Origin of the sequence: Variovorax paradoxus, from assembly GCF_000834655.1 — a bacterium.
GTDB lineage: Bacteria > Pseudomonadota > Gammaproteobacteria > Burkholderiales > Burkholderiaceae_C > Variovorax > Variovorax paradoxus_F.
On the sequence record NZ_JXQQ01000097.1, the window covers coordinates 84,423 to 104,488 of the forward strand.

General features: G+C 64.9%; 20 protein-coding genes and 3 tRNA genes. 19 read left to right on the forward strand and 4 right to left on the reverse strand.

Features of this window, described 5'->3' with window-relative positions:
• Window positions 1–3: 3 nt before the first annotated feature.
• From RT97_RS28265 to RT97_RS28275, 3 genes are read left to right on the forward strand one after another with little or no spacing between them, the layout of a single operon-like run.
• Entirely contained in the window at window positions 4–1,815 is a 1,812-nt protein-coding gene (locus RT97_RS28265; RefSeq protein WP_042582174.1) for a hypothetical protein, read from the forward strand.
• Window positions 1,799–2,110: a hypothetical protein gene (locus tag RT97_RS28270; RefSeq protein WP_042582175.1), complete on the forward strand. Its 312-nt coding sequence runs from the start codon at window positions 1,799–1,801 to the stop codon at window positions 2,108–2,110. Before RT97_RS28265 ends, RT97_RS28270 begins: the two co-directional genes overlap by 17 nt.
• Complete coding sequence (locus RT97_RS28275) at window positions 2,091–2,423, forward strand: hypothetical protein (RefSeq protein ID WP_042582176.1); 333 nt, start codon at window positions 2,091–2,093, stop codon at window positions 2,421–2,423. The genes RT97_RS28270 and RT97_RS28275 overlap by 20 nt, the downstream gene beginning before the upstream one ends.
• 326 nt (window positions 2,424–2,749) lie before the next feature.
• Here RT97_RS28275 and RT97_RS28280 read toward each other — a convergent pair whose 3' ends face one another.
• Complete coding sequence (locus RT97_RS28280; protein ID WP_052810780.1) at window positions 2,750–3,226, reverse strand: hypothetical protein; 477 nt, start codon at window positions 3,224–3,226, stop codon at window positions 2,750–2,752.
• 106 nt (window positions 3,227–3,332) lie between these two features.
• Between RT97_RS28280 and RT97_RS28285 the strand changes: the two genes are divergently transcribed.
• Window positions 3,333–3,743, forward strand: coding sequence for a hypothetical protein (locus tag RT97_RS28285; protein WP_155403919.1), 411 nt, complete (start codon window positions 3,333–3,335; stop codon window positions 3,741–3,743).
• A 28-nt stretch (window positions 3,744–3,771) separates the two neighbouring features.
• Here the strand turns inward: RT97_RS28285 and RT97_RS28290 are convergent, their stop codons facing one another.
• Together RT97_RS28290 and RT97_RS28295 are read right to left on the reverse strand one after the other, a co-directional pair.
• Entirely contained in the window at window positions 3,772–4,905 is a 1,134-nt protein-coding gene (locus tag RT97_RS28290) for a tyrosine-type recombinase/integrase (RefSeq protein ID WP_080898463.1), read from the reverse strand.
• Window positions 4,902–5,213 (reverse strand): hypothetical protein, encoded by a 312-nt coding sequence (locus RT97_RS28295; protein ID WP_042582179.1) that lies wholly within the window; start codon window positions 5,211–5,213, stop codon window positions 4,902–4,904. The genes RT97_RS28290 and RT97_RS28295 overlap by 4 nt, the downstream gene beginning before the upstream one ends.
• 319 nt (window positions 5,214–5,532) lie before the next feature.
• Here RT97_RS28295 and folC point away from each other — a divergent pair, with 319 nt between their 5' ends.
• From folC to RT97_RS28340, 9 genes are all read left to right on the forward strand, one after another.
• Window positions 5,533–6,840 (forward strand): bifunctional tetrahydrofolate synthase/dihydrofolate synthase, encoded by a 1,308-nt coding sequence (folC, locus tag RT97_RS28300; RefSeq protein ID WP_042582180.1) that lies wholly within the window; start codon window positions 5,533–5,535, stop codon window positions 6,838–6,840.
• Between the two features lie 61 nt (window positions 6,841–6,901).
• Entirely contained in the window at window positions 6,902–7,795 is an 894-nt protein-coding gene (locus RT97_RS28305) for an SPOR domain-containing protein (protein ID WP_042582181.1), read from the forward strand.
• A gap of 19 nt (window positions 7,796–7,814) precedes the next feature.
• Window positions 7,815–8,300 (forward strand): CvpA family protein, encoded by a 486-nt coding sequence (locus RT97_RS28310; protein ID WP_042582182.1) that lies wholly within the window; start codon window positions 7,815–7,817, stop codon window positions 8,298–8,300.
• A gap of 11 nt (window positions 8,301–8,311) precedes the next feature.
• Window positions 8,312–9,817, forward strand: coding sequence for an amidophosphoribosyltransferase (purF, locus tag RT97_RS28315; RefSeq protein ID WP_042582183.1), 1,506 nt, complete (start codon window positions 8,312–8,314; stop codon window positions 9,815–9,817).
• Between the two features lie 8 nt (window positions 9,818–9,825).
• The gene (locus tag RT97_RS28320) at window positions 9,826–11,046 is read left to right on the forward strand and encodes an O-succinylhomoserine sulfhydrylase (protein WP_042582184.1); all 1,221 of its coding nucleotides are present in this window, start codon (window positions 9,826–9,828) and stop codon (window positions 11,044–11,046) included.
• 9 nt (window positions 11,047–11,055) lie between these two features.
• On the forward strand, window positions 11,056–12,444 hold the full coding sequence (gene gltX / locus RT97_RS28325) for a glutamate--tRNA ligase (RefSeq protein WP_042582185.1): 1,389 nt from the start codon (window positions 11,056–11,058) through the stop codon (window positions 12,442–12,444).
• 72 nt (window positions 12,445–12,516) lie between these two features.
• Window positions 12,517–12,592, forward strand: a tRNA-Ala gene (locus RT97_RS28330).
• Between the two features lie 55 nt (window positions 12,593–12,647).
• Window positions 12,648–12,723: transfer RNA gene (locus RT97_RS28335), tRNA-Glu, on the forward strand.
• Between the two features lie 69 nt (window positions 12,724–12,792).
• Window positions 12,793–12,869 (forward strand) — tRNA-Asp (locus tag RT97_RS28340).
• A gap of 206 nt (window positions 12,870–13,075) precedes the next feature.
• Here RT97_RS28340 and RT97_RS28345 read toward each other — a convergent pair.
• Complete coding sequence (locus RT97_RS28345; RefSeq protein ID WP_042582201.1) at window positions 13,076–13,984, reverse strand: bestrophin family protein; 909 nt, start codon at window positions 13,982–13,984, stop codon at window positions 13,076–13,078.
• 228 nt (window positions 13,985–14,212) lie between these two features.
• Between RT97_RS28345 and RT97_RS28350 the strand changes: the two genes are divergently transcribed.
• The 6 genes from RT97_RS28350 to RT97_RS28375 all read left to right on the forward strand — a co-directional run.
• Window positions 14,213–15,295, forward strand: coding sequence for a tartrate dehydrogenase (locus RT97_RS28350; protein WP_042582186.1), 1,083 nt, complete (start codon window positions 14,213–14,215; stop codon window positions 15,293–15,295).
• A 32-nt stretch (window positions 15,296–15,327) separates the two neighbouring features.
• Complete coding sequence (locus RT97_RS28355; RefSeq protein WP_042582187.1) at window positions 15,328–16,278, forward strand: ABC transporter permease; 951 nt, start codon at window positions 15,328–15,330, stop codon at window positions 16,276–16,278.
• Complete coding sequence (locus RT97_RS28360; RefSeq protein WP_042582188.1) at window positions 16,275–17,159, forward strand: ABC transporter permease; 885 nt, start codon at window positions 16,275–16,277, stop codon at window positions 17,157–17,159. Before RT97_RS28355 ends, RT97_RS28360 begins: the two co-directional genes overlap by 4 nt.
• A gap of 3 nt (window positions 17,160–17,162) precedes the next feature.
• Window positions 17,163–18,152, forward strand: a complete 990-nt coding sequence (locus RT97_RS28365; protein WP_042582189.1) for an ABC transporter ATP-binding protein — start codon at window positions 17,163–17,165, stop codon at window positions 18,150–18,152.
• Window positions 18,149–18,961 (forward strand): ATP-binding cassette domain-containing protein, encoded by an 813-nt coding sequence (locus tag RT97_RS28370; protein ID WP_042582190.1) that lies wholly within the window; start codon window positions 18,149–18,151, stop codon window positions 18,959–18,961. Before RT97_RS28365 ends, RT97_RS28370 begins: the two co-directional genes overlap by 4 nt.
• A gap of 40 nt (window positions 18,962–19,001) precedes the next feature.
• Window positions 19,002–20,066 (forward strand): ABC transporter substrate-binding protein (locus tag RT97_RS28375; protein ID WP_042582202.1); only part of this gene is annotated, 1,065 nt, incomplete at its 3' end.

The following is a 20,066-nucleotide window of genomic DNA, read 5'->3' on the forward strand; positions in this document are numbered from 1 at the left end:
CCGATGCGCGAAGTCGAGTTGCCCAACGGCTCCATTGGCGAGTTTCCCGACAGCATGGATGACGCAGCTATCGCGTCCGTCCTGCGCAAGCAGTTCCCCGCCAAGACCTACACCGACGCCCCCGGCGAGAACTACTCCAACGAGGGTCGCAGTCAAGCGCCGACGCTCCGCCAAACTCTGGAGAACCAGTTTGCCGGTGGGTTCGCTGAAAAGCTCGGCGGTGTGGTTCGCGACGTGGCGGTGGGCGCTCGCAAGGGTGTCCGCGACATGGTCGATTCGCTGGACAAAGAGGTGGTCGCCGGTCCTGCATCGCCTGTACCCAGCGATCATCCGGTGGCCCGAGATGCCCGCGCATACGTCAGCCCTGAGTCCTTGGAGGCGAACAAGGCATACGGCGCCGCTGGCCCCGCTGCTGGTGTCGGGCGCGTTCTGCCTGAACTCGCTCTCACCGCGGTGCCAATCGCAGGGGCTAGCGCCAAGCTCGCCCAAGGCGCTCGGATGGCGCTGCCCAAAGCGCTCCAAGGGCTCTCGGGCCTGATTGGCGATGTTGGGGCGAATGCCGGCTACGCCGCCGCAACGGCTGCTCCCGGAGAAGCAGCCGACGCAGCGAAGTGGGGTGCAGCCGGCGCTGTCGGCGGGCGGGTCTTGGGGCGTGCGATCGGCTTGGGTAAATCGCTGATCTCCAAAGATGCGCAAGCGCTGGTGGATGCAGGTGTACGACCAACACCGGGCCAGCTGTTCGGGGATGGTCCCATCGGCAGTACCGTTCGCCGCCTTGAGGATGCGGCAACCTCGCTACCCCTCGTGGGTGATGCACTCAAATACGCTCGCAATCGCTCGCTCAGCGAGTACGGCAACGCCGAGATCAACGCCGCGTTGAGGCCGCTCGGCGTGGCCGTGAAGGGCTCCGGCGCGGATGCTGTCGAACAGGCCCAGCGCATCATTTCGAGTACCTACGACAAGGTGTTGCCCCAGACGGTCATCCGCCCGCAAATCGTCAAGCAGGCTCTCGTCAAAGCGCTTGACGACATCGACAACATCCCGCTGCTCACGACCGAGCAAGGCGGGCTGATTCGGCGCTATGTGTCGGGAAAGATTCTGCCTACCGCTCAGGAGGCGACGCAGCGGGGCGGCGCGATCCCGGGCGAGATTGCCAATCGCATTGATGGCGAGATTGGTCACTATGCCCGGGAGTTCACCAAGTCGCAAAACCCTTCGGATCACTCGCTTGGGGAGGCGTTCTATGCGCTCCAATCCGCCCTGCGCGAGACGGTGGAGGGGCTCACGCCGGAGGCTACAAAAACATTGGGTCAGGCGCGCACCGCGTACCGACACTTGCTCCCCATCGTCAGCGCGGCTGACAAGACCGCATCCGGGCAGTTCACGCCTCGCCAACTCAACCGTGGTGCGTCCAAATTCGATCAGGCGCCTAGCGCACTGAATCGGGCGGGCCAGAATGTTCTCCCAAGCACGATCCCTGACAGCGGCACGGCCGGACGTGCGCTGTGGGCGCTGGCGATAGGCGGCGGGGGAGCGGCGCTTGCTGGACACGCAGCCCCCGCTGCGGTTGCCGCCGCGCTTTATTCCAGCGCTGGGGTCGGGCTCATGGTCAAGGGGCTTCGCGGCGATCTGGCCCCCGGGGTCTATAACGTACTGATCGACATGGCCCCTCACAAACAGGCGGAGTGGTTGGTCAAGTTCGCTCAACAACATCCGCAGTTCAAGGATCGCATTTCCGAGGTGGGCCAGCAATTGGTTTCGCAGATCGGGCGCGCGATGGCGGCCCAAGGAGGTCAAGATGCTCCGCGCAACTGATGTTCTCAATGCGGCCATCGATGCGCGAGACGATGAGGCCGAGCGGGTGCAGTCGAAGCGGGCCGCTGGCATGTCGCAAGCCGACCTCCAGAAATGGATGATCGCGGAGGCCAATCGATTGGTCGAAGCGCGCCGACAGATCGAACGCCCGGCGCGTGCGGTCTGGACGAATCAGATCCACAACCCGAATGAGCGCGCCCCTGATCTGGAGCGCGCGGCGATCAACGACACAGCCGCGCAGGTTGCAGCGAGGCTGGCAAAGCGAGATAGCGCCGATGAAGACGCCCGCTGGTGAGCTAACCCACGTTGCGTATCTCGGCGCGTTCCTAGTGTCGGGGGTACTCTGCCGCAGTGACCTGTACCACGATGCCGAGGGCGTCTACTGGGCCGAGCCGACGAGAACCAACCCCGATGGGTCATGGGTCTCGGCGCTCCATCGGCTCGATGCGACTGATAAGGCTGGAGCAGTAGGGGAAGCGCTTCTGTCGTCGCTGGTGGTGCTGGACCGGGATGGCTTCGACCCGAAGTTCATGACGATCATTCACCACGCGCCGGGGCTCGCGGAGAGCGCTGCACAGGTCGATTCGATCTCCCCCCGCGTTCATTGAGGGTTCAACGGTGTTCTCCCCAAAATTCGACGCGCTCGCGGGTACCGGCCCGGGGCTATCGCCCGAAGAGCCGCCTGTGCAGCCAGAAATCCGTGCCGCTGCAGCGTCGAAATCCGAGGGGAAGGGGGTAGGTAGCCCCGAGCGTCGCGGGGCTCCCCTAGAGGCCGGGCTTCCGAACACGCGCATCGAGGCGTGTCAGGAACTGATGCTCGCGGTAGTCCTGCAGGGGTTGCGAGACGATGACCTGGACTATGTGCTCAGCCCCACGTTTATCCATCACTGCTGCTATGTTGGGCTTGACCCCGACACGGCGTTGAACATCAAGATCAAATACCTGCGCCGTGAGATTGATCCGGCGAACCTTTGGCCTGACTCTCGGCGGCGTAGGGTACTGGCGGAATAGGGACCGGGGACAACGCGGCCACTTCACGCCGGAGCTTCTCCACCTGCAGTTGCAGCATCTCATCCTGTACAGGCTGAACGTCTTTGTGCCACTTGTAGAAGCCGTAAACGCCGAGCCAGAATCCCAAAGCCGCGATAGCTGACAGGCAGTGTCCAAGAAAGTCTTTGTCGCTCTTGGCCACGACGATGAGTTTCCCGAGCAGCTCGCGCTTGGCGACGTCAGGTGGAGTCGGTTGCGCGATTGCTTTGACGGTCTCTAGGTCAATCGTAGAGCGGTACAAATAATCATTTGTGCTGCGCTGAAGGGCGATGATCGCGCCGACTCCGAAAACGAATAGCAACAGCCCAAATAGCGCGTAGAACTTGAAGATGTTGTCGGTAGGTACGGGGATTTTGTCCATCTCACTCACTCCTTTTAAGCTTTTGAAGTCTGAAGCATGGCGGGTATGGGACTAGCGGCATCCAAACCCTTCAACTTACGATCCGCGATTACAAAAGGAGAAGATGATGAAGAAATTGCTAATAGCAGGATTCGTGTCGCTCTTGAGCGTCGGTGGGCTAGCGCAGGTCAATGAGGGCGCGAAATTCATGAGATTCACGATGGGCGCAGACCCGATAGTTCAGGTGGCCTTTGCCACATCGGAACTTTGTCGAACCTATGACGAGGCATCGAAGAAGCAAGTTGCTGAAGGCGCACCGATGAACGGGATCAAGTTCAACTGCTCGGAAACGAGCGTGGCCTCGATCCTCCCATACGAGGGGGTGCTGCGTGATGAGCTTTTCGGCGTGCCGGTGGTCGTCTCCTCTAAGACTGAATTGAGGTGTCTCAATTCACTTGCCGAGCTTCTTAAGATCAAAGACACGAACTCTGGCCGGCCAGTTTTCACCTCGGTAGCTGCCTGCAAGCTGAAGAACTGACCTAGCCACGGCTTCCGGCGCTGGATGACTAGCCGGAAATGCCATCCAGGTACTTGCGCACGGTCAGGTCATCCATGAAAGCATAGTGCCGTTCGGTGGTTTGGATGTTCCGGTGGCCCAGCGTTTCCTTCACCACTTCCAGTGGCGCGCCCCCGCGCAGCAGAACTGACCCGAACGTCCGGCGCAGATCGTGAGGCGTGGCGTGCTCGATCCCTGCCGCTTCGAGCACGCGCAACCACGCATATCCGGGTTCCGTGATGTGACCGCTGCGGCTTTTCTTGGGGCTCGGGAAGACCCATGTTTTGTCCTTGCCGACCTGCTCCCGGAACAACTCCACCGCCTCAGCGCGCAGCCGGACTCGCATGACGTTCTTCATCTTGCTTTCGGAGCCCGGGATCGTCCAGATCGCTGCTTCAAGGTCTACATCCTTCCAGTTGGCCGCGGCAAGGTTTCCCCAGCGAACGCCGGTGAGTTGGAGCAGCCTGAAGAAAGGCCGCCAGATCGTGAACTTGAATTCGTCCGTCTCCAGCGCCGCAAGCACTTGCCCACGCTCGCGGTCGTTCAGAACTCGGTCGCGTGGCTCAGACTCGATCAGCTCAAGGTCCATGCCGACGTTGTCGCCCTGATACAGCTTGCGCCGAATCGCATAGGCGTAGACCGCCCGGAAGCTCTTGAGCGCTCGGGTCGCCGCAGCAGGGCCGCGTTCTTTTGTAATCTTGCTCTGGCGACCTTCCAACTCGATGGCCGTGATATTCCCCATAGGGCGTTCCAGCCAGTCGTCATAGACGCCTTCTCGGCGGAACGTTTCATCAGCCCACCGCGGCTGCTTCCGCTTTTTCAAGGTAAGCGAGTCGGTGTACTCATCCAGCGCCGCGCCGAGCGTGGTGGTCACAGCTTTAGGTGTCGCGCTGGCCTCATATTTGAGGGCTGCGTATATCTCCTTGGCCTTCTGGCGAGCCTCGTCCACCGGCAGGTCGATGTAGTCACCCAGTGACCGCCGAACCGCGTGCTTCCGGGCGGCGATCCACTTGTAAATGCCCCACTTCTTGGCGGTGCCTCCGGCCGTAACGTAAAGGCGCAGGTACTGGACCTCATCGTCGGCGTATTCGCCATCGGTCTTGAGAGCCCGGACGTTCGCCTCGGTGAAATGCATCCGCTTCATGCCTTCACCACCTTCCGAGTGCGGCTGTTGGTGGTCTTGGGCTTAGCGACCTTTGGCGTGTAGCCCTCGGTCTCGATCACGAGGCTGGTCTTGGCCGCGACCGTGTCGGTGGCGAGCACCTTGACGTAGTACAGCGTGGCGCCGTCTTTGAAGTAGATGTAGGCGCTGCCCCGGCCTTCCGTGGTCCATGCGTCGGCGGGCTTGCCGTCCAGCGTGGCGACGAACGGGGCCGAACGCGGCGCGGTCTTGTACTTGGTGGCGGCGACCTTTTGCGTGCCGGTGGAGAGAGTGAGGATGAAGTTGGTCATGTCGGGCTTCCGGTAGTGGCGAATCAAAACGTTCGCCCGACAACGAATTCTGAGTGGATGAATTGGCTGTCGTCTATGGATTCACACCGACGTTTAGTGTGTACGGTTGGGGGCCGCTAGGCGAGTCGCTAGAGCGCGGGCTAATCGGCGGTTAGGAACGGTTATGAGCCGTCCGTTGCTTTTTAGCCCCTCCCACTCGGAGAAGCGTTGAAAACGGATGCGCGGTTATGCCCCGTTATGGGGCCCTTTCGTCCCAGTTCGGGATGCCGTATAGGGTTGTCATGGCCGCCATGATGCCGCGCCCGGCGGGTCGGCGACAATGCCGGCCTCCATGGAAACCCTTAACGACTGGCTCGCGCGCGCCGAGCAACTCCATCCCAAGAACATCGAACTGGGCCTCGAACGCGCCAAGGAGATGGCCGGGCGCCTCGGCCTGAAATTCGGCTGCCCCGTCATCACGGTCGCGGGCACCAACGGCAAGGGCTCGACCTGCGCCATGCTCGAATCGATCCTCACGCATGCGGGCTATCGCACGGCGGTGTTCACGTCCCCCCATCTCGTCCACTTCGAAGAGCGGCTGCGCCTGAAGGGCGAGTCGGCCGATGCTTCCAAATTGATAGCGAGCTTCGAAGTGGTGGAAAAGGTCCGCGGCGACATGCCCCTGACCTACTTCGAATTCACCACCCTCGGCATCCTGCACTGCATGATCCAGGAAAAGCCCGATGTGGCGATCCTCGAGGTCGGCCTCGGCGGCCGGCTCGATGCGGTGAACATCATCGACGCCGACTGCGCGGTCATCACCAGCATCGACCTGGACCACATGGAATACCTCGGTCCCGACCGCGAAAGCATCGGCTTCGAGAAGGCCGGCATCCTGCGCGCCGGCAAAGCCGCGATCGTGAGCGACCCGATGCCGCCGCAGAGCGTGATCGACCACGCCAACGCCATCGGCGCCGATCTCTGGCGCTTCGGGACCGACTTCAACGTCTCGGGCGACAAGCAGCAATGGGGCTGGTCGGGGCGCGGCAGGCGCTACAGCGGGCTGGCCTATCCGGCGCTGCGCGGCGCCAACCAGCTCATCAACGCCGCGGGCGTGCTCGCGGCGCTCGAGGCGCTAAGGCCGCAATTGCCGATCACGGCGCAGGCGGTGCGCAACGGGCTCGCGATGGTCGAGTTGCCGGGCCGGTTCCAGATCGTGCCGGGCGAGCCCGCGCTGGTGCTCGACGTGGCGCACAACGCGCACGCGGTCGCTGCGCTGGCCGAGAACCTCGACGCGATGGGTTTCTTCCCGACGACGCACGGCGTGTTCGGTGTCATGGCCGACAAGGACCTCGCCCCCATCCTCGCCCGCATCGGGCCGATGATCGACCGCTGGTACTTCACCGACCTGCCCACGCCGCGCGCGGCCAAGGCGGCCGATCTGCTCGCCGCTTGGCAGGCACAGAACACACGCGCCGACGCCTCCGGCAGCGTGCATCCAGGCCCGATGGATGCGTTGCGCGCAGCCATCGGGCACGCAGACCCCGCTGATAGAATCGTGGTCTTCGGATCGTTCTTCACCGTGGGTGGCGTGCTCGAAAACGGCACCCCCCGGCTGCAAGCCAAACACCTGTCGCCGGGCGGCTGACCGACAGGTCGACCGCACCACCTGGCATCACCTCGCTGCACTCCTTCAGGGATCGAACTTCATGGCGTTTTTCAAGTTCCGCACGCGCGGCCCACAAGGCAACGAAGGACGCAACGCCCCGGCGGCAGTCCCCGCGGAAAGTGTCGAAACCATGCGTCGGCGCGCGCGCCATCGGTTGCTGGGCGCGGCGGTGCTGGTGCTGCTGGGCGTGATCGGCTTCCCGCTGCTGTTCGACACCCAGCCGCGGCCCGTGTCGGTCGACATCCCCATCGAGATTCCGGACCGCAACAAGGTCAAGCCTTTGCCCGTGCCTGCCGCACCGGCAACGCCGCCCGCAACGAGCAGCGCACCGGCTGCGCCCGACAACAGCTCCCGCGTCGCGGCCGCCTCGTCGGCCGGCGGCATGATCACCGAGACCGCCGACGGCACCGTGATCGACCCCGGCAAGCCCGTGGCCAGCACGCCGCCTGCCGCCGAGTCCAAACCCAAGCCCGAGCCGAAGCCCGAGGCCAAACCCGAAGCGAAACCCGAGGCCAAGCCGAAGCCGGAGGCCAAGCCCGAAGTCAAGCCGGAACCCAAGCCCAAGCCGGAAGCAAAGCCGAAGCCGGAACCCAAGCCCGCCGCCTCCGCGGACGATGGCGCCCGCGCACGTGCGCTGCTCGAAGGCAAGCCCTTGACCACAGCCGCCGCCGCAACGCCCAAGCCGGCCGCAGCCGACGAGGCCGCAGGCCGCTTCATCGTGCAGGTCGGCGCCTTCGCCGATGCCGACAAGGCGCGCGAAGTCCGCCAGAAGCTGGAACGCGCCGGCCTGAAGACCTACGTTCACGTGACCAAGACGGCCGACGGCGAGCGCACGCGTGTGCGTGTCGGCCCCTTCGCTTCGCGTGCCGAGGCGGACAAGGCGGCGGAGAAGGTCAAGGGCTTGTCTTTGTCGGCCGCGATCCTCACGTTGTAGACACGACGCGCCTGTTGCCGTGGCATTGCTCGACTGGATCGCCGTCACGCTCATCGTGCTGTCGATGCTGTTCGGCCTCATGCGGGGCCTGGTGTTCGAAGTGATTTCGCTGGTGGGCTGGGTGGCTGCTTTCATCGCCGCCCAGTGGCTGGCTTCCGATGTGGCGGCATGGTTGCCGTTCGGGGAGCCGCAAGCCGCGTGGCGTTATCCGCTGGCCTTCGTGCTGGTGTTCGTGGCGGTGGCGTTCGGCGCGGGGCTCGTGGCGGCCCTCACGCGCAAGCTGATCACCGTGGTGGGCCTTCGGCCCGTGGACCGGATTTTGGGAGCTGCCTTCGGTGCGGCGCGGGGTGCAGTGGCCCTGCTCGTGCTGGCAGTCGTTGTTCATTTGCTGGTGTTGAGCGACAGTGCCTGGTGGCGCGACTCGCTCAGTGCCGGTGTTCTCGATGCGGCATTGCAGGGCCTGAAACCCGCGCTGCCTGAAAAGTTGGCAAGCTACCTGCCCTGAAGGAATCGCTCATGTGTGGAATCGTCGGCGTTGTCAGCAACGCACCCGTCAACCAGTTGCTCTATGACGCGCTGCTGCTCCTGCAGCACCGCGGCCAGGACGCGGCCGGCATCGTGACCTTGCTGGAACGCAAGTTCTTCATGCACAAGGCCAAGGGCATGGTGCGCGACGTGTTCCGCACCCGCAACATGCGCGCGCTGCCGGGCAACGTGGGCCTGGGCCAGGTGCGCTACCCGACCGCCGGCAACGCCTACAGCGAGGAAGAGGCGCAGCCTTTCTACGTGAATGCGCCTTTCGGCATCGTGCTCGTGCACAACGGCAACCTGACCAACGCGCACGCGCTGCGTTCGGAGCTGTTCTCCACCGACCACCGCCACACCAACACCGAGAGCGATTCCGAAGTGCTGCTCAACGTGCTCGCGCACGAGCTGGAGCGCTCGTCGCGCGGTGTGCCGCTGCATCCGGCCGAAGTGTTCGCCGCGGTCAAGAACATGCACAAGCGCCTGCGCGGCTCGTACGCCGTGGTGTCGCTCATCGCCGGCCACGGGCTGCTCGCCTTCCGCGATCCGTACGGCATCCGCCCGCTGTGCATGGGCCGCAACGAGAAGGACGGCACCGTCATGGTGGCCAGCGAATCGGTCGCGCTCGAAGGCTCGGGCCATGTGTTCGAGCGCAACATCAACCCGGGCGAAGCGGTATTCATCGACCTGGAAGGCAAGGTCCACTCGATGCAATGCGCCGAGGCGCCGACGCTCAACCCCTGCATCTTCGAATTCGTGTACCTGGCTCGCCCGGATTCGGTGCTCGACGGCATCTCGGTCTACCAGGCGCGCCTGAACTTGGGCGAGACGCTGGCCAAGCGCGTGGTCTCCACGGTGCCGCCGAACCAGATCGACGTGATCATCCCGATCCCCGAATCGAGCCGCCCGAGCGCCACGCAGCTCGCGCACCTTCTGGGCGTGCCGTATCGCGAAGGCTTCGTGAAGAACCGCTACGTGGGTCGCACCTTCATCATGCCGGGGCAGGGCGTTCGCAAGAAGTCGGTGCGCCAGAAGCTCAACGTGATCGCCAGCGAGTTCAAGGGCCGCAACGTTCTGCTGGTGGACGACTCCATCGTGCGCGGCACCACCAGCCGCGAAATCGTGCAGATGGCGCGCGACGCCGGCGCCCGCAAGGTGTACCTCGCGAGCGCCGCGCCGCCGGTGCGCTACCCCAACGTCTACGGCATCGACATGCCGACCAAGGACGAACTGGTCGCGCACGACCGCACCGTCGAGGAGATCCGCGAACTGATCGGCTGCGATGCGCTGATCTACCAGGACGTCGATGCCATGAAGCGCGCCATCGGGTCGCTCAATACCAAGCTCGACGGTTTCGATGCCTCCTGCTTCGACGGCGTGTACGTGACCGGAGATATCGACACCGATGCCATCTCGCGCATGAACGGCAACCGCCCCCGCATCGAAGAGACCGAAGAAGATTCTTCGCGCCTCGCACTCCCCAATCACAGCGAGTGAGAGCTGAAGTGACCGACGAACGAACCCTGCCGCCCGGACTGCACCGCGACACGCTCGCGCTGCGCACCGGGCTGGCGCCGAGCCAGCACGGCGAGCACTCCGAAGCGCTGTTCCTGACCAGCGGCTTCGTGCAGCCCGATGCCGAGACCTCGGCACGCCGCTTTGCCGGCACCGAGCAAGGCTTTACCTACTCGCGCACCTCCAACCCGACGGTGGCCAGCTTCGAGCAGCGCCTGGCTGCGCTCGAAGGCACCGAGGCGGCCATCGGCGCGTCGACCGGCATGGGCGCGATCCTCATGATGTGCATGGGCCTGCTCAAGGCCGGTGACCACGTGATCTGCTCGCGTTCGGTGTTCGGCTCCACGCTGAACCTGTTCGGCAAGGAGTTCGCCAAGTTCGGCGTCGAGACCACCTTCGTCTCGCAGACCGACGTGGCCGAATGGCGCGCGGCGGTGAAGCCGAACACCAAGCTGTTGTTCGCCGAGACGCCGACCAATCCGCTGACGGAGGTCTGCGACATCAGGGCGCTTGCCGACCTGGCCCATGGCGCCGGTGCGCTGCTCGCGGTCGACAACTGCTTCTGCACGCCTGCGCTGCAGCGGCCGGTCGAGCTGGGCGCCGACCTCATCATCCATTCGGGCACCAAGTACCTCGATGGCCAGGGCCGCGTGATGGCCGGTGCGATCTGCGGTCCGTCGAAGCTCATCGTCGACGTGTTCGGCCCGATCGTGCGCACCGCCGGCATGGCGCTGTCGCCGTTCAATGCATGGGTCGTGCTCAAGGGCATGGAAACGCTCGGCATCCGCATGAAGGCGCAGTGCGCGAATGCGCTGGCCGTGGCGCAATGGCTCGAGCAGCAGTCCGGCATCGCGCGTGTTTACTACCCCGGTCTCGCTTCGCACGGGCAGCATGAGCTCGCGATGCGCCAGCAGTCGGGGCAGGGCGGGGCGGTGGTGTCGTTCGACGTCGTCGGCGACACGCCCGAAGCCGCGCGCGCCAATGCCTTCCACGTGATCAACAGCACGCGCGTGGTGAGCATCGCCACCAACCTGGGCGACACCAAGACCATCATCACGCACCCGGGTACGACCTCGCACGGACGCCTCACCGAAGTGCAGCGCCAGGCAGCCGGCATCAGCCAGGGGTTGATCCGCCTGGCGATCGGCCTGGAGTACATCGACGACATCACGGCCGACCTCTCGCGCGGCCTGAGCACACTGAACACCTGAATCGATTTCATGACCGGCAAAGTTCGCACCCGCATCGCTCCGTCTCCCACCGGCTTCCTTCACTTGGGCACGGCCCGCACTGCGCTCTATTCGTGGGCCTACGCGCGCCACCACGGCGGCGAGTTCGTGCTGCGCATCGAGGACACCGACGTGGCCCGCTCCACGCAGGACTCGACCGACCAGATCCTCGCGTCGATGCAGTGGCTCGGCCTCGACTACGACGAAGGCCCGATCTACCAGATGCAGCGCCTGGAGCGCTACCGCGAAGTCATCGCGCAGATGCTCGCGGCCGGCACCGCCTACCACTGCTACTGCACGCCCGCCGAGCTCGACGAGATGCGCGAAGCGCAGCGCGCGCGCGGCGAGAAGACGCTGTACGACCGCCGTTGGCGCCCCGAGCCGGGCAAGGTGCTGCCGCCCGTGCCCGAAGGCGTGCCGCCGGTGGTGCGCTTCTGCAATCCGCCCGAAGGCGACGTGACGTGGAACGACCTCGTCAAGGGCGAGATCACCATCAACAACCGCGAGATCGACGACCTGATCATCCTGCGGCCCGACGGTGTGCCGACCTACAACTTCGCGGTGGTGGTCGACGACTGGGACATGAACATCACGCACGTGTTCCGTGGCGACGAGCACATCAACAACACGCCCTGGCAGATCAACATCTTCCGCGCGCTCGGCGCACCGCTGCCGCAGTTCGGCCACGTGCCGGTGATCCTGGGCGACGATGGACAGAAGCTCTCCAAGCGCCGCGGCGCCGTGAGTGTCACCGCCTATGAAGAGAACGGCTACCTGCCCGAGGCGATGCTGAACTACCTCGCGCGCCTGGGCTGGAGCCACGGCGACGACGAGCTCTTCACGCGCGAGCAGATGGTGAGCTGGTTCGACGGTTCGCACCTCTCCAAGAGCCCTGCCCAATGGGATGCGGCGAAGCTCGCGTGGGTCAACGCGCAGTACATCAAGGCCAAGGCCGATGCGGAACTCGCGCCGCTGGTGGCATCGCAGCTGAAGAAGCGCGGCATCGAAGCCGACGACCGGCTCGTTGCCATCTGTGCACTCTTCAAGGACCGCTGCGAAACCACGGTCGCACTGGCCGACTGGGCCGCTGCGTTCTATACGGACGTGACGCCCAGCGATGCCGATCGCGCGCAGCACGTCACCGATGCTGTGAAGCCAGTCATCGCGACGCTGGCCGAGAAGCTCGCGAGCGTGACGTGGGAAAAAGTTTCGATCGCCGCGGCCATCAAGGAAGTTCTGGCCGCGCATTCTGTGAAAATGCCCGTGTTGGCAATGCCGGTTCGCGTCCTCGTGATGGGAACACCGCAGACGCCATCCCTCGATTCGGTGCTCGCAATCTTTTCTCGTGAAAAAGTTGTGGAGCGTTTGAAAAGGGCCTGATTTTTCGGTCTATAATTTGAGGCTCGACACCGACACACGGTAATTCTGAAAAGAAAAGCCTGAAAGTCAAATGGGGGTATAGCTCAGCTGGGAGAGCGCTTGCATGGCATGCAAGAGGTCATCGGTTCGATCCCGTTTACCTCCACCATCAAAAGTGTCGAGAAGAAGATAAGTGCTGATCGCAGCACGGTTCCTAAGGTTTTGACCCTATCGTCTAGAGGCCTAGGACACCACCCTTTCACGGTGGCTACCGGGGTTCGAATCCCCGTAGGGTCGCCAGTTTCATGCAAGTGAAGCAGGCACAAGTCGTCAGCACTTGGCTCCGCAAGGAGTGAACGTTGTCTACCAGGAGTGGTAGTTCAGTTGGTTAGAATACCGGCCTGTCACGCCGGGGGTCGCGGGTTCGAGTCCCGTCCACTCCGCCAGATAAAACCCCTCGCAGCTTTCGAGCTTCGAGGGGTTTCCTCTTTCTGGGCTGCGCGAATCGCCTCGGGCGCATATCGACTTTCACGCGCCTTGTTTCGCCGTCATGCCGAATGCGCTGCGCAGGAGATCGCTTCGATCCGCACCACGAGGGTGACGAAGAAGGCGCAGTTCGCGCCCAAGCGCGCCGGCAGCGCGGCGTATCTCCCTAGGTCTGCATGTACGCATCGGCCGTGCCGCTGTCCTGCTGCAGCTCGCCCATCATCTCCCGCACGGTCGACTCGATCGTGCAAGACATGGCATCCAGCGCCAGGTCGTTCGGCGCGGTGCCGAAGGGCTCCTCGATCTCTGCGCCCAGCGCTTCCAGTGCGAAGAAGGTGTAGGCGATGAAGGTGACCACCACCGGCGTCATCGGTCCGATCGAGTCGACCAGGCCGAAAGGCAGCAGCACGCAATAGAGGTAGATGGTCCGGTGGATGATCACCGAGTAGGTGAAGGGAATCGGCGTGCTCGCGATGCGCTCGCACCCGCCCAGTGCCTCCGTCAACCGCCCGAGTGGCACCTCCATCGCCTGGACCAATGCCGGCGCCAAGTGGCCTTGCCTTCGAAGATCGCGCAGCCACTCGCCCACCATCAAGAGCAGCATCGCTGGCTTGAAGCGCGCCGCTGCCAGGCGTGCGCAGTCGTCGGCCGGCAGAAGGCGCGCAAGATCGGCCCCGGGGTCGCTGCCGCGCAGTTGATGACGCAGCGCATGCACGAAGGCGATGAGCCGCGCGACCGGAAGGTCGATGCCGGCGGGCGCATCGGTCAAGGTGAGCAGTTGCCGCACCAATGTGCGCGTCTCGTTGAGGAGCGTGCCCCACAGCGTGCGCGCCTCCCAGTAGCGCGAGTAGCTCGTGCCATTGCGAAAGCCCAGGAAGATCGCCAGCGTGAGCCCGATGAGCGAGAACGGCACGAAGTTGAGCGGCACTTTCCACTGGAACAGGCGGCCGTGCAGCACCGTCACGAGCACGGCGAAGGCGGTGGTCCACAGCAGTTGCGGCGCGATGTCCTGCAGGACCGAGCCGCGCCAAACGAACAGCATGCGAAGCCAGTGGGGGCGGGGTCTGACGATCATCGGATTGAAATTATCCGCGCCTGATTGCGCATTGCAGCGCTGGTCTTTGCCTTCTTGAATATAGAAGGCGACGGCGCTTTTCTGGAGCGTCTGAAGTGACGCCTCATTGAAGACGCCGTCCGTCACGCCTTCTGATAATTGCAATACAAAGTACGTGCGAACCCCGATCCAGCGGCACGACTCCTGCTTCTAGACTTGCTCGCGACACAGTCTTCAAGCAGGTATTCGATGCAGCAAGGAAAACACAGAATCGCCGTCATCCCGGGTGACGGCATCGGGGTCGAAGTGGTGCCCGAAGGCCTTCGCGTGCTCGAGGCCGTGAGCCGCAAGTTCGGCATCGAGTTCAGCTTCGATCATTTCGACTGGGGCTCCGACCACTACGTGCGCCACGGCCTCATGATGCCGGCCGATTGGGACGAGCAGATCAAGGGCCACGACGCCATCTACTTCGGCGCCGTCGGCGCGCCCGACAAGGTGCCCGACCACATCGCCGTGTGGGGCCTCCTGATCAAGATCCGCCGCGAGTTCGACCAGTACGTCAACCTTCGCCCCGTACGCCTGATGCCCGGCGTGCCCGGCCCGCTCGCGCACCGCAAGCCCGGCGACATCGACTTTCTCGTGGTGCGTGAAAACACCGAAGGCGAATACACCTCGGTGGGTGGACGTCTCTTCGAAGGCACGCCGCGCGAAATGGCGATCCAGGAGGCCGTGTTCACGCGCCACGGCGTCGACCGCATCCTGAAATACGCCTACGAACTCGCGAGCAAGCGCCCGCGCAAGAACCTCGTGGCAGCGACCAAGTCGAACGGCATCTCGATCACCATGCCGTACTGGGACGAGCGCCTTGCGGAGATGGCCAAGCGCCATCCCGATATCGCCACGAGCAAGTACCACATCGACATCCTGTGCGCGCACTTCGTGCAGCACCCCGACTGGTTCGACGTGGTCGTGGCCTCCAACCTCTTCGGCGACATCCTCTCCGACCTGGGCCCGGCCTGCACCGGCACCATCGGCATCGCGCCGTCGGCCAACCTGAACCCCGAACGCGCATTCCCTTCGCTGTTCGAGCCGGTGCACGGCTCGGCGCCCGACATCGCGGGCAAGGGCATCGCCAACCCGATCGGTCAGATCTGGTCGGCCGCGCTCATGCTCGACCACCTGGGCAACGGCGACCCGGTGTATGCAGAGGCGTCGGCCGCCGTGCTCTCGGCCATCGAGACCGTGCTGAGCGAAGGCCCGCGCACGCGCGACATGGGTGGCACGGCGAACACGGTCGACGTGGGCCGTGCCATCGCCAGTTGCATTGGATGAACCGGTGCCGCACAAGGCATAGGGGCGGATAGATGGGCCTCTTCCTGCTCAAGCGCCTGGCGACGCTGGTCGGCACGCTGATCGGCGCGTCGGTCATCGTCTTCCTCGTCCTGGAAATCCTGCCCGGCAATGCTGCGCAGATGCTCATGGGCCCCGACGCCTCGCCCGATGCGGTGGCCGCACTCGCCACGAAACTGGGCCTCGACCAGCCCGCGTGGACGCGCTACTGGCACTGGATCGGCGGCATCCTCACCGGCAACCTGGGCGACAGCTACGCCTACGGCTCGCCGGTGCTCGACCTGATCCTCGAGCGCCTCGCGCTCACGGTGCCGCTCGCCGTGCTCGCGATGACGCTCACTACCGTGCTCGCGCTCATCGTCGGCGTGACCGCCGCGGCGCGCCACAACAAGATGGGCGACGTGGGCCTCATGGGCATGACGCAGGTGGGCATCGCGATTCCGAATTTCTGGTTCGCGATCCTCCTGATCCTGGTGTTCTCGGTGAAGCTGCAATGGTTCTCCGCAGGCGGCTTCGACGGATGGGGCGAGGGCGTGTTGAGCGGCGTGAAATCGCTGCTGCTGCCGGCGCTGTCGCTCGCGGTGGTGCAGGCCGCGATCCTCGCGCGCATCACGCGCTCGGCCGTGCTCGAAGTGATGCGCGAAGACTTCGTGCGCACCGCGCGCGCCAAGGGCGTGTCGCAACGTGCGGTGCTGTGGCTGCACGTGCTGCGCAACGCGATGATCCCGGTCATCACCGTGATGGGCATGCAGTTCTCGGAGCTGCTCGCTGGCACCATCGTGATCGAGAACGTGTTCTACCTGCCGGGCCTCGGCCGGCTGATCTTCCAGGCCATCAGCAACCGCGACCTGGTCGTCGTACGCAACTGCGTGATGCTGCTCGCGGCGCTCGTGGTCATCGTGAACTTCGTGGTCGACGTGCTCTACGCCGTGATCGACCCGCGCATCAAGGCGAGCGACATATGAACGCCATCGTTGCTCCCAACGTTCCCAGCGCAGCCGCGCTCAAGGTGCCGGGCTTCTGGCGCCGCGCGTTGCACCACCGCAGCTTCGTCATCGGCGCCGTCCTCGCGGCGCTGCTGCTGCTGGCCGCGCTCGTGTCGTTCGTGTGGACGCCGTGGTCGCCCTACGACATGGACATGGCCAACAAGATGCAGGCGCCCTCGGCCGCGCACTGGCTCGGCACCGACGCCTTCGGACGCGACGTGGCTTCGCTGCTGCTCGTGGGTGCGCGCGCCTCCATCCTCGTGGGCGTGATCGCCGTGGGCATCGGCCTGGTGGTCGGCACGGCGCTCGGCCTGCTGGCGGCCGCACGGCGCGGCTGGGTCGAAGAAGCGATCATGCGTTTCGCCGACTTCTCGCTCGCGTTTCCCGCCATCCTCTCGGCGATCATGATGACGGCGGTGTTCGGCGCGGGCATCGTCAACGCCATCGTCGCGATCGGCATCTACAACATCCCGACCTTCGCGCGCATCACGCGTGCTTCGGCGAATGCGATCTGGTCGCGCGAGTACATCGCTGCCGCGCGCGCCTGCGGAAAGGGGTCGTTCTCGATCACGATGCAGCACGTGCTGCCGAACATTTCTGCCGTGCTGATCGTGCAGATCACCATCCGATTCGCCATCGCGATCCTTGCCGAAGCCGCGCTCTCCTACCTCGGCCTGGGCACGCAGCCGCCGCAGCCTTCGTGGGGCCGCATGCTCAGCGAGGCGCAGACGCTCATGTTCCAGCAGCCGCTCCTGGCCGTCTTCCCCGGCATGGCGATCGCACTGGCGGTGCTGGGCCTCAACCTCCTGGGCGACGGCTTGCGCGACCTGCTCGATCCGCGCCTTGCACGCGCTCGCTGAACCATGCCACTTCTCGAAGTCAACGATCTGCGCATCGGCCTGCAAACGCAGCGCGGCCCGGCCGAAGCGGTGCGCGGCATTTCCTTTTCCCTGGAGCGCGGCGAAACGCTGGGCATCGTCGGCGAATCGGGCTGCGGCAAGTCGATCACCGTGATGTCGCTCATGGGCCTGCTGCCCTCGACGGCCAAGGTGAGCGGCAGCATCCGCCTCGACGGGCAAGAACTCGTCGGGCTGCCCGAAAAGGCGATGTGCCAGATCCGCGGCAACCGCATCGGCATGATCTTCCAGGAGCCGATGACGGCGCTGAACCCGGTGCACACCATCGCGCGCCAGGTCGGCGAGCCGCTGCGGCTGCATCGCGGGCTTTCGAAGGCGCAGGCGCGTCAAGAAGCGCTGGGCCTCCTGGAACGCGTGGGCATTCCCGACGCGGCCTCGCGGCTCGATGCGTATCCGCACCAGTTCTCGGGCGGCCAGCGGCAACGCATCGGCATCGCGATGGCGCTGGCCTGCGGCCCCGACCTGCTGATTGCCGACGAGCCCACCACTGCGCTCGACGTCACCATCCAGAAGCAGGTGCTGGACCTCATCCAGAGCCTGGTCGCCGAGATGGGCATGGCGCTGATCCTCATCTCGCACGACCTCGGCGTGATCGCGAACAGCGTGCAGCGCATGCTCGTGATGTACGGCGGCAGCATGGTCGAGAGCGGGCCCACCAAGGCCGTGTTCGCGGAGCGCGCGCATCCCTACACGCGCGGCCTGTTCGCGGCGCGGCCCGTGCTCGGTGCGCCGCGCACCGGCCGGCTGGTCACCATTCGCGGCAGCGTGCCCGAGCTCGTCGACCTGCCGCGCGGCTGTGCCTTCGCCGGTCGCTGCAGCTTCACGGCCGACATGTGCTACACGACGAAGCCGCCGCTGGCCATGAAGCCGAGCGGCCATGCCGTGCGGTGCCTCCGTCTCGAAGAAATCGCGGCGCAGAGCGCCGTCCCCGCATGAGCAGACCCGCCAAGGCCCAGCCGCTGCTGGAGGTGACCGACCTCGTGCGCCACTACGACCTGCCGCGCGAAAAGCTCTTTGCGCCGCCGCCCACCGTCAAGGCGCTCAACGGCGTGAGCTTCGAGGTCGAAGCCGGCCGCAGCCTCGGCATCGTCGGCGAATCGGGTTCGGGCAAGTCGACCATCGCGCGTCTTGTGATGGCGCTCGATACGCCCACCTCGGGCAGTGTGAAGCTGCTCGGGCGCGACTTGCACACCTTGCCGAAGAGCGAGCTGCGCAATGCGCGACGCGATTTCCAGATGGTCTTTCAAGATCCCTACGGTTCGCTCGACCCACGCCAGACCGTCGCACGCATCGTCGCCGAGCCGCTCGAAGCCTTGGCCGAAGTCTCGCGCAAGGAGCAGCGCGAGCGCGCCGCCGAATCGCTCGCAGCGGTGGGCCTTCGCACGACGGACATGGACAAGTACCCGCACGAGTTCTCGGGCGGACAAAGACAGCGCATCGCCATCGCACGCGCACTCATCACGCGCCCCAAGCTCATCGTCGCCGACGAGCCCGTGAGCGCGCTCGACGTGTCGGTGCAGGCGCAGGTGCTCAACCTCATGCAGGACCTGCAGCAGCAGTTCGGCATCAGCTACCTGCTCATCAGCCACGACCTCGCGGTGGTCAACCACCTGTGCGACGACGTTGCCGTTGTCTTCAAGGGCCGGATCGTGGAGCAGGGCGCGCCGGGCCACCTGTTCCGCCACGCGCAGCACCCTTACACGCGGACGCTGCTGTCCGCCGTTTTGCAGACGCCCGCGGCCTGAGCCGCGCGGATCATCCCCTTACTTCTGGAGAAATAAACGAATGTTGAAGCGACGCACCCTCATGGGCACGGCGATGGCCGCAGCGATCCCGGGCGCCTTTCTCCCGCTGGCGCAGGCGCAGACGGGCAAGAACATGCTGAGCATCGGCATGCCGCTGGAGCCGCCGGGCCTGGACCCGACCACCGGTGCCGCCTCGGCCATTGCCGAGATCACGCAATACAACATCTTCGAGACGCTCACCAAGGTCAACGCCGACGGCTCGGTCACGCCGATGCTCGCCGAGAGCTGGTCGTCGTCGCCCGACATGAAGACCTTCGTCTTCAAGCTGCGCCGCGGCGTGCGCTTCGAGAACGGGCAGCCCTTCAACGCGGCCACGGTCAAGTTCTCGTTCGATCGGGCGGGCGGCGCCAAGAGCACGAACAAGGACAAGCGCTTCTTCAGCGAGATCGGCACCGTGGTGCTCGACGAGTACACGGTGGGCGTGAACAGCACGCTCTCGAACCCCGACCTGCCGTTCATGCTCGGCCAGTCCACCGCCTGCATCGTCGAGCCCAAAAGCGCCGAGACCAATGCGACCGCACCCGTGGGCACAGGCCCCTACAAGCTTGCCGCATGGCAGCGCGGCGCCTCGTGCACGCTGGTGAAGTCGCCGACCTACCGCGACCCGAACCTCGCGAAGGTCGAGAAGTTCGTCTTCCGCTTCATGTCCGACACGGCCGCACAAACTGCGGCGCTGATGGCCAACGACATCGACATCTTCCCGCGCGCGGGCACCCGCTCGGTGGCGCAGTTCAAGGGCAATCCGCGCTTCCAGGTGCTGGAGGTGGGCACGCGCGGCAAGGTCATCCTCACCATCAACAACCGCAAGAAGCCTCTGGACGACGTGCGCGTGCGCCGCGCGATCCTGGCGGCGCTGGACCGCAACACCATCATCCAGGGCGCGGCCGACGGTTTCGGCAAGCCCATTGGCAGCCACTACGCGATGGGCGCGCCGGGCTACATCGACACGACCGCGCTGAACCCCTACGACGTCGAGAAGGCCAAGCGCCTGCTCGCAGAGGCCGGCGTGAAGACGCCGCTCGAACTGCGCCTGACGCTGCCGCCG

Bases quoted from the DNA above. Each gene is read 5' to 3' on its own strand.
- RT97_RS28365 (WP_042582189.1), top strand. From the start codon at position 17,163: ATGCCACTTCTCGAAGTCAACGATCTGCGCATCGGCCTGCAAACGCAG.
- RT97_RS28280 (WP_052810780.1), bottom strand. From the start codon at position 3,226: ATGGACAAAATCCCCGTACCTACCGACAACATCTTCAAGTTCTACGCG.
- RT97_RS28270 (WP_042582175.1), top strand. From the start codon at position 1,799: ATGCTCCGCGCAACTGATGTTCTCAATGCGGCCATCGATGCGCGAGAC.
- RT97_RS28360 (WP_042582188.1), top strand. From the start codon at position 16,275: ATGAACGCCATCGTTGCTCCCAACGTTCCCAGCGCAGCCGCGCTCAAG.
- RT97_RS28275 (WP_042582176.1), top strand. From the start codon at position 2,091: ATGAAGACGCCCGCTGGTGAGCTAACCCACGTTGCGTATCTCGGCGCG.
- RT97_RS28295 (WP_042582179.1), bottom strand. From the start codon at position 5,213: ATGACCAACTTCATCCTCACTCTCTCCACCGGCACGCAAAAGGTCGCC.
- RT97_RS28345 (WP_042582201.1), bottom strand. From the start codon at position 13,984: ATGATCGTCAGACCCCGCCCCCACTGGCTTCGCATGCTGTTCGTTTGG.
- folC (WP_042582180.1), top strand. From the start codon at position 5,533: ATGCCGGCCTCCATGGAAACCCTTAACGACTGGCTCGCGCGCGCCGAG.
- purF (WP_042582183.1), top strand. From the start codon at position 8,312: ATGTGTGGAATCGTCGGCGTTGTCAGCAACGCACCCGTCAACCAGTTG.
- RT97_RS28350 (WP_042582186.1), top strand. From the start codon at position 14,213: ATGCAGCAAGGAAAACACAGAATCGCCGTCATCCCGGGTGACGGCATC.
- RT97_RS28265 (WP_042582174.1), top strand. From the start codon at position 4: ATGCGCGAAGTCGAGTTGCCCAACGGCTCCATTGGCGAGTTTCCCGAC.
- RT97_RS28370 (WP_042582190.1), top strand. From the start codon at position 18,149: ATGAGCAGACCCGCCAAGGCCCAGCCGCTGCTGGAGGTGACCGACCTC.
- RT97_RS28285 (WP_155403919.1), top strand. From the start codon at position 3,333: ATGAAGAAATTGCTAATAGCAGGATTCGTGTCGCTCTTGAGCGTCGGT.
- gltX (WP_042582185.1), top strand. From the start codon at position 11,056: ATGACCGGCAAAGTTCGCACCCGCATCGCTCCGTCTCCCACCGGCTTC.
- RT97_RS28355 (WP_042582187.1), top strand. From the start codon at position 15,328: ATGGGCCTCTTCCTGCTCAAGCGCCTGGCGACGCTGGTCGGCACGCTG.
- RT97_RS28290 (WP_080898463.1), bottom strand. From the start codon at position 4,905: ATGAAGCGGATGCATTTCACCGAGGCGAACGTCCGGGCTCTCAAGACC.
- RT97_RS28305 (WP_042582181.1), top strand. From the start codon at position 6,902: ATGGCGTTTTTCAAGTTCCGCACGCGCGGCCCACAAGGCAACGAAGGA.